At 71.4% G+C, this 8,001-nt stretch carries 6 protein-coding genes; 5 read left to right on the forward strand and 1 reads right to left on the reverse strand.

Annotated features, from left to right (window positions below; all coding sequences use genetic code 11):
- Window positions 1-87 precede the first annotated feature (87 nt).
- Window positions 88-1,542: an acetate metabolism transcriptional regulator RamB gene (gene ramB / locus B4M60_RS02150; protein ID WP_291079844.1), complete on the reverse strand. Its 1,455-nt coding sequence runs from the start codon at window positions 1,540-1,542 to the stop codon at window positions 88-90.
- A gap of 193 nt (window positions 1,543-1,735) precedes the next feature.
- Here ramB and aceA point away from each other — a divergent pair, with 193 nt between their 5' ends.
- From aceA to B4M60_RS02175, 5 genes are all read left to right on the forward strand, one after another.
- The gene (aceA, locus tag B4M60_RS02155) at window positions 1,736-3,025 is read left to right on the forward strand and encodes an isocitrate lyase (protein ID WP_291079846.1); all 1,290 of its coding nucleotides are present in this window, start codon (window positions 1,736-1,738) and stop codon (window positions 3,023-3,025) included.
- 162 nt (window positions 3,026-3,187) lie between these two features.
- Window positions 3,188-4,108 (forward strand): 3-hydroxybutyryl-CoA dehydrogenase, encoded by a 921-nt coding sequence (locus tag B4M60_RS02160; protein ID WP_291079848.1) that lies wholly within the window; start codon window positions 3,188-3,190, stop codon window positions 4,106-4,108.
- Between the two features lie 112 nt (window positions 4,109-4,220).
- Window positions 4,221-6,467 carry a 5-methyltetrahydropteroyltriglutamate--homocysteine S-methyltransferase gene (gene metE, locus B4M60_RS02165; protein WP_291079854.1) on the forward strand — a complete coding sequence of 749 codons (2,247 nt, stop codon included), beginning with the start codon at window positions 4,221-4,223 and terminating at the stop codon, window positions 6,465-6,467.
- A 78-nt stretch (window positions 6,468-6,545) separates the two neighbouring features.
- A complete protein-coding gene (locus B4M60_RS02170; RefSeq protein ID WP_291079850.1) occupies window positions 6,546-6,854 on the forward strand; it encodes a hypothetical protein in 309 nt (102 codons plus the stop codon).
- Between the two features lie 89 nt (window positions 6,855-6,943).
- The coding region (locus tag B4M60_RS02175) for a DUF445 domain-containing protein (protein ID WP_291079852.1) at window positions 6,944-8,001 on the forward strand (1,058 nt) is incomplete at its 3' end.

Consider the following 8,001-nt stretch of genomic DNA (forward strand, 5'->3'; position numbering starts at 1 on the left):
CGGTGGCGCCGTCGGTGGCGCCGGCGGCGGAGATGTCGGTGGCACCGGCGGGATCGCTGGCACTGCTGTGCGGCTGGCTCATGGCCGTCAGGGTAGGGCAGCGGCGCCCGAGGGGGAGCCGGGTCCGTCGAGGAGGTACGGCGACAGGGCCGAGCGGTGGGCGTCCACCTTGAGCGCCCGGTGCAGCGGCGGGAAGGCCCGCTGCGGGCAGGCCGGGCGCTCGCACATCCGGCAGCCCGAGCCGATCTTGGTGGCGGCGTCCGAGTCGTCAAGGTCCAGCCCCTGGGCGTAGACGGTGCGGTGGGCGTGGCGGGCGTCGCAGCCCAGGCCGATCGCGAACGTCTTGCGGGGCTGGCCGAACCGCATGGGCCGGGTGGTGACGGTGCGCGAGACCCACAGGTGCCGGTGCCCGTCGGGCATCTCCGCGACCTGACGCATGATCTTCCCCGGGAAGGAGAAGGTCTCGTAGATGTTCCACAGCGGGCAGGTGCCGCCCGAGGTGGTGAAGTGGAAGCCGGACGCCGACTGGCGTTTGGACATGTTCCCGGCCCGGTCCACGCGGACGAAGCTGAACGGCACCCCCGAGGCACCCGGCCGCTGCAGCGTGGACAGGCGGTGGCACACGGTCTCGTACCCGGTCGCGTGGAACGTCATGAGCCGCTCGACGTCGTACCGGAAGTCCTCCGCGGTGTCGAGGAAGCGCTGGTAGGGCATGAGGACGGCGGCCGCGAAGTAGTTGGCCAGGCCGCGCTGCGCCAGGGTGAGGGCGGCGGGGGAGCTGAAGGCGCCGTCGGCCACGAGCTCGTCGAGCAGGGCCCGGTGCTCGAGGAAGGCCAGCTCCGAGGCCACCCGGAAGGCCTGCTGGCCGCTGGTGAGGTGCGCCGACAGGTCGAGCCGACGGTCCCGGGCCGAGTAGCGGTGCCACAGCCCGTCGGGCAGGTCCACCCGGCGCACCACGCGGACCCCGTGGGTCTCGGCGAGGCGGTTCTCGAGCTCGGCCCGGACGTCACCGCGGTTCATGCGGATGCGCGTGGTGAGTTCCTCGGCGGCCACGTCGAGGGAATCGATGTAGTTCTGGCGCTGGTAGAAGTAGTCGCGCACCTCCTCGTGCGGCATGGCGAGGGCGGAACGGTCCACCTCGGCGGACAGCGCGTTGCGGCTCTCGGTGAGCGCGGCCAGCAGGTCGGCGGAGTTGCGGTACCGCTGGTGGAGGACGGCAAAGGCCCGCGCGAGCGAGGGGTGCGCGCGGACCAGGTCGACCACGTCCGAGGCGGGGATCCCCCCGGACACCTGCGGGTCGGACAGCGCCTCGCTCAGCTCGGCGATGAGGCGGGTGTCGGAGTCCGAGGCGAAGAAGGTGGAGTCGACGCCGTAGACCTCCGAGAGTGTGGTGAGGACACGGGAGGTCACCGGGCGGGTGTCGCGTTCGAGTTGGTTGAGATACGACGACGACAAGCCGAGCGACTGCGCGAAGGCGGCCTGGGTCAGGCCCTTCTCCTCGCGCAGCCGACGCAGTCGCGCACCCATTTGTGAGGCCGTCATCAGCTTTCCCCTCCGGTTGGTGGTCCGCCCCACATTCTTCGCAAAGTTTGCAAGCAAGGCAAGGAAACTCGCCATATTCGCACTACCCGCAGGTAGACGCGGTGCGGTGCGTGTGGCAGTCTTGGGAAGTACAGGATGCCGCGCTCGCAATTGTGCGAAGTCGGCACCGTTCCCGAGACAGAAAAGAGACGCGATGTCGAACGTCGGCAAGGCACGTACCGCTGCAGAGATCCAGCAGGACTGGGACACCAACCCCCGCTGGAAGGGCATCACCCGCAACTACACGGCCGAGCAGGTCGCGGAGCTGCAGGGCACCGTCGTCGAGGAGCACACCCTCGCCCGTCGCGGCGCGGAGATCCTCTGGGACAAGGTCAACAACAAGGACTTCGTCAACTCGCTCGGCGCGCTCACCGGCAACCAGGCCGTGCAGCAGATCCGTGCCGGCCTCGAGGCCGTGTACCTCTCCGGCTGGCAGGTCGCCGGCGACGCCAACCTCTCGGGCCACACCTACCCGGACCAGTCGCTGTACCCGGCCAACTCGGTCCCGACCGTCGTTCGCCGCATCAACAACGCCCTGCTGCGTGCCGACGAGATCGCCCGCATCGAGGGTGACACCTCGGTCGAGAACTGGCTCGCCCCGATCGTCGCGGACGCCGAGGCCGGTTTCGGTGGCGCCCTCAACGCGTACGAGCTGCAGAAGGCCATGATCGCCGCCGGCGCCGCCGGTGTGCACTGGGAGGACCAGCTCGCGTCGGAGAAGAAGTGCGGCCACCTCGGTGGCAAGGTGCTCATCCCGACCAGCCAGCACATCCGCACCCTGACCTCGGCCCGTCTCGCCTCCGACGTCGCGAACGTCCCGTCGGTCATCATCGCGCGCACCGACGCCGAGGCCGCCACGCTCATCACCTCCGATGTCGACGAGCGCGACCGCCCGTTCATCACCGGTGAGCGCACCGCTGAGGGCTTCTACAACGTCCGCAACGGCATCGAGCCCTGCATCGAGCGCGCCAAGGCCTACGCCCCGTACGCCGACCTCATCTGGATGGAGACCGGCACCCCGGATCTCGAGTACGCCAAGAAGTTCGCCGAGTCGGTCAAGTCCGAGTTCCCGGACCAGCTCCTGGCCTACAACTGCTCGCCCTCCTTCAACTGGAAGGCGAACCTGGACGACGCGACGATCGCCAAGTTCCAGAAGGAGCTCGGCGCGATGGGCTTCAAGTTCCAGTTCATCACCCTGGCCGGCTTCCACTCCCTCAACTACGGCATGTTCGACCTGGCCTACGGCTACGCCCGCAACCAGATGTCGGCGTTCGTGGAGCTGCAGGAGCGCGAGTTCAAGGCCGCCGAGGAGCGTGGCTTCACCGCCGTCAAGCACCAGCGCGAGGTCGGCGCCGGCTACTTCGACCGCATCGCCACCACGGTCGACCCCAACACGTCCACCGCGGCGCTGAAGGGCTCCACCGAAGAGGGTCAGTTCCACTGATCCCCTGGTCGGCCTGCGCGTAGGCCGACCGGCACCGTGGCGTGAGCACACCGGGGGCCGCGGCCGTCTTCTTGGAGGCGGCCCGGCCCCCGGTCGTCTCTGGCGCCCCCCGGGCCCCGCGCCCGGCCCGAACCCCATCCGGCCCCGAAGGACGTGTCGCACATGCCCACCACCCGCGAGGCAGCCCGGGACCCGGGGCGGATCACTCGCGTCGGGGTGGTGGGCGCCGGCCAGATGGGGTCCGGGATCGCCGAGGTGTGTGCGCGCGCCCACGTGGACGTCCTGGTGTGGGAATCCACCCGGGAGCTCGCCGCCGCCGGCCGCGCCCGCATCCTCGGCTCGCTCGACCGGGGGGTCTCCTCCGGCAAGATCACCGGTCGCGAACGCGAGCAGGCGTCGCTCCGCCTGCGGTTCACCACCGACCTCGGGGACTTCGCCGACCGCCAGCTGGTGGTCGAGGCGATCGTCGAGGACGAGGCGGCCAAGACGGCCGTGTTCCGCGAACTCGACGAGGTGGTCACCGACCCCGACGCCGTCCTGGCCTCCAACACCTCCTCCATCCCGATCATGAAGCTCGGCACGTGCACCGCGCGGCCGGAGCGCGTGATCGGCATGCATTTCTTCAACCCCGTCCCCGTGCTCCCCCTGGTCGAGCTGGTGAGCACGCTGGAGACCGGCGCGGGCATCCGGGAGCGCGCCGAGAGGTTTGCCGAGCAGGTCCTGGGCAAGCAGGTCGTCCACTCCGCGGACCGCGCGGGCGCGGTGGTCAACGCCCTCCTCGTGCCGTACCTGCTCTCGGCCGTCCGGATGGCCGAGTCCGGATTCGCCACCCCGGAGGACATCGACAAGGCCATGGTGCTCGGCTGCGCCCACCCGATGGGTCCGCTGGCCCTGGCCGACCTCGTGGGGCTGGACACCGTCATGGCGATCGCCGACTCGATGTACACCGAGTTCCGGGAGCCGCTGTACGCCCCGCCCCCGCTCCTCAGGCGCATGGTCGAGGCGGGCCGGCTGGGCAAGAAGACGGGCCACGGTTTCCACCGCTACGACGCGACCCGGGCCCCCGCGCACGCGTCGCGCTGAGACCGTGTCGTCGTCGTCGTCGTTCCCGCCGCCGGCCCCCGGCGCCACGGCGACGCGCCCCCGCCCCGCCGCCGACGCGGCGCACCTCGACCCCGCCCGCGCCTCCAGCGTCCTGGGGTATCCGCGGATCGGCCCGCGCCGCGAGCTCAAGCGCGCGCTGGAGCGGTACTGGCACGGCGACGGCACCCGGTCCGAGCTCCTGGCCACCGGCCGCCGGATTCGGGAGTCGACCTGGCACGAGCTCCGCGCCGGGGGGCTCACGCAGATCCCGGGCAACACCTTCTCCTTCTACGACCACGTCCTGGACGACGCCCTGCTGATGGGCGCGGTCCCGCACCGGTTCCGGGAGCTGGTCGAGGGGCTGGGCCCGCTAGAGACGCAGTTCGCGCTGGCCCGCGGCCGGGCGGACGTGTCGCCGCTGGAGCTGGTCGCCCTCCAGGGGACCTCGTACCACTACCGGCAGCCCGAGTTCGAGGCCACCTCCACGCTGGGGCTGCAGCCGGGGGAGTTGCTGGCCGAGATCGCGCGGGGCCGGGAGCTGGGGTTCGAGCTCCGGCCCGTCCTCACCGGCCCGCTGTCGCTGCTGCTGCTCGCCAAGGCCGCCCCCACCGCCGAGCCCGGCTTCCGCCCGATCGCGCTGCTCGACCGACTGCTGGACCAGTACGAGGCGCTGCTCGGGGTGCTCGCGGACGCGGGCGTGACGTGCGTGCAGTTCGACGAGCCGTGCATGACCATGGAGCGCTCGCCCGGGGAGATCGACCGGCTCCGCCACGCCTACGACAGGCTCTCCGCGGTGCGCGACAGGCCCCGGATCCTGGTGACGGGGGAGTACGGGGACCTGGCCGGCGCCCTTCCGGCGCTCGCGGCGACGGGCATCGAGGCGATCGGGCTGGACCTGGTGCACGGGCGGCGGATCGTAGCCGACCTCGCCGCGGTCCCGGGCCTGACCGGTAAGCGCCTCTACGCCGGCGTGGTGGACGGCCAGAACGTGTGGCGCACGGACCCGTTCGCCACGCTCGACTACCTGCGCGAGCTCAAGACCGTGTTCGGCGACCTGGTGGTCTCGACCTCGTGCACGCTGCTCCACGTCCCCTACGACGTCCTGGCGGAGACGGCCCTGCCCGCCGGGCTCGCCGGCACGCTGGCGTTCGCCCGGCAGAAGGTGTCGGAGGTGGCGTCGCTGGCCGTGGCGCTGGTCGACGGTCCGCCGCCGGACTGGCGGCCGGTGCCGGTGCCGCCCGCCGCGCGCCGGGACGACGTGCGCGCCAGGACCGCGGGGGTCCACGACGACGACAGGGTCCGCCTCCCCTACCCCGAGCGGGCCGCCCTGCAGGCCGACAGGCTCGGCCTCCCGACGCTGCCCACCGCGACCCTCGGCTCGTTCCCGCAGACGGTGCAGATCCGGCGCGCTCGCCGTGACCTGGCCGAGGGCAGGATCGACTACGAGCGCTACTGCGAGTACCTGCGGGCGGAGATCGCCTCGGTGATCCGCCTGCAGGAGGACATCGGCCTGGACGTGCTGGTGCACGGCGAGGTCGAGCGCAACGACATGGTCCAGTACTTCGCGGAACTGCTGGACGGGTTCGCCGCCACCCGCCACGGGTGGGTGCAGTCCTACGGTTCCCGCTGCGTGCGGCCCCCGATCCTCCACGGGGACGTGGCGCGGCCCGCGCCCATGACGGTGGAGTGGACGGGGTACGCGCAGACGCTCACCGACCGGCCGGTCAAGGGGATGGTGACGGGCCCGGTGACCATGCTGGCCCGGTCCTTCTGCCGCACGGACCTCTCGCTCCCCGAGGTGGCCACGCAGCTCGCGCTGGTGATCCGGGACGAGGTGGCGGACCTGGAGGCGGCGGGGCTGGCGATCGTCCAGATCGACGAGCCCGCCCTCCGGGAACTGCTGCCCCGGCGCGGCGCCGACCGCACGGCCTACCTCGAGTGGGCGGTGGCCACGTTCCGGCTCGCCTCTGCCGGGGCCCGGCCGGACACCCAGATCCACACCCACCTGAGCTACTCGTCCCTGCGGGAGATGAGGGAGGCGATCGAGGGGCTCGACGCGGACGTCACGGCGATCGTCGCCACGCGGTCGATCGACTGGGTCCTGGACGCGCTCACCGACAACACGCTCACCCGGCAGGTGGCCCCGGGCGTCTACGAGTCGAGGTCGGGATTCGTGCCGGACATCGATCTCCTGCACGAGCGCCTGCTCAAGGGGGTGGCCGCGGTGGGGGTCGACAGGCTCTGGGCGGTGCCGGACGGCGGGCTCAAGACCCGCTACACCTGGCAGTTGGAGCCGGCGCTGCGCAATCTCGTCACCGCGGCCCGACGAATCCGCCGGTCGGTTGCCCGGGACGGGTGAGGTTCTAATAGGATCAGGGGTATTCAAGTCCCGGGCCCTGCGGCGCGGGATCGGTAGTAGACGAAAGAGGACGACATCATGGCCGGTCAGACCCTCGCGCACACTGGTGCCGCCATCGTCGAGGAGTACTACCCGGAGTACGCGACCACGGAGTCGCCGGTGTACCCGCTGTACTCGGATCTGGTCTACATCGGGTCCGCCGTCCTCCTGCTGAGCATGAGCATGCTGGGCCTGCCCATCACCGCGCTCGGCTACTACATGGACGGCATGGGCGTCTCGCTCGGACTGACCGTGGCCGCCATCGTGGCCAACGTCGTGGTCTTCCTGGTGGGGCTCGGACTGTGCATGGCCGGGTTCCGTCGGCACGGCCGCGAGGACGCACACTGACGCTCGACCCGGTCGCCGCGGCGGGCGGTCCCGCGCTCAAGGCGGGGGACCCGGACACCGACGCGGAGCGCAGGTCCGCCCTCCGGCGGATGAAGATGGTCGCGACGGGCTTTCTCGTCGTGGCCGGCCTAGTCTACCTGTTCGCCGAGTACTCGCTGAACAACGGTGCCGGGGCGTGGGCGGGGTACGTCCGCGCGGCCTCGGAGGCCGGGATGGTCGGCGGACTGGCCGACTGGTTTGCGGTCACCGCGCTGTTCCGTCACCCCCTGGGGATCCCGATCCCGCACACCGCCCTCATCCGGAAGAAGAAGGACCAGCTGGGGACCTCGCTGGGCGGGTTCGTGGGCGAGAACTTCCTCGATCCCGCGATGGTGAGCGAGAAGGTCCGGAGCGCGCGCATCCCCGAGCGGGCCGGGCAGTGGCTGCAGGATCCCGGGCACCGCGAGCTGGCGTCCGACCAGGCGGCCAAGGCCATCCGGTCCGTGCTCGCGGTGCTGCGCGACGAGGACGCCGTGGCGATCATCGAGCGCACGATCGTCGCGCGGATCGCCGAGCCCGAGTGGGGGCCCCCGGCCGGTCGGATCCTCGCGGAACTCCTCGACGAGGGGCGGCACCTGCCGCTGCTGGACCTCATGGCCGACCGGGCGCACGAGTGGGTCGAGGCCAACCCGGTCACCATCGACCGCTGGGTCCGCGAGAAGGCCCCCACCTGGGCGCCGCAGTTCGTCAACGAACTCCTGTCCGACCGCGCCTACCGGGAGCTGCGCGAGTGGACCTGGCAGATCAAGGTGGACAAGCAGCACGCCGTCCGGCTGGCCCTGATCGGGTTCGCCGAGGACTTCGCCCGCGACCTCCAGCACGACCCCTCGACCATGGCCAAGCTCGAGGTGTTCAAGCGCGAGGTCATGAGCCGGGGGGAGGTCAGGCGGGCCGCCGGGTCGGCGTGGGCGGCGGCCAAGCGGATGATCGTCGAGGCGACCGAGGACTCGTCGTCGACCCTCCGGGTCAAGATCGACGACCTGCTGCGCCGCCTGTCCGAGATGCTGGTGGGGGACGAGAAGGTCCGGGCGCGGCTCGACGACTACACGACCCGCACCGCCGCGTACGTGGCCGAGAACTACGCCGGCGAGGTCACCTCGATCATCTC

Origin of the sequence: Dietzia sp. UBA5065 (genome assembly GCA_002415925.1) — a bacterium.
Taxonomy (GTDB): Bacteria; Actinomycetota; Actinomycetes; order Mycobacteriales; family Mycobacteriaceae; genus Dietzia.

Excerpts from the sequence above, each read along its gene's own strand:
- ramB (WP_291079844.1), bottom strand. The coding sequence starts at position 1,542 with ATGACGGCCTCACAAATGGGTGCGCGACTGCGTCGGCTGCGCGAGGAG.
- aceA (WP_291079846.1), top strand. The coding sequence starts at position 1,736 with ATGTCGAACGTCGGCAAGGCACGTACCGCTGCAGAGATCCAGCAGGAC.
- B4M60_RS02160 (WP_291079848.1), top strand. The coding sequence starts at position 3,188 with ATGCCCACCACCCGCGAGGCAGCCCGGGACCCGGGGCGGATCACTCGC.
- B4M60_RS02170 (WP_291079850.1), top strand. The coding sequence starts at position 6,546 with ATGGCCGGTCAGACCCTCGCGCACACTGGTGCCGCCATCGTCGAGGAG.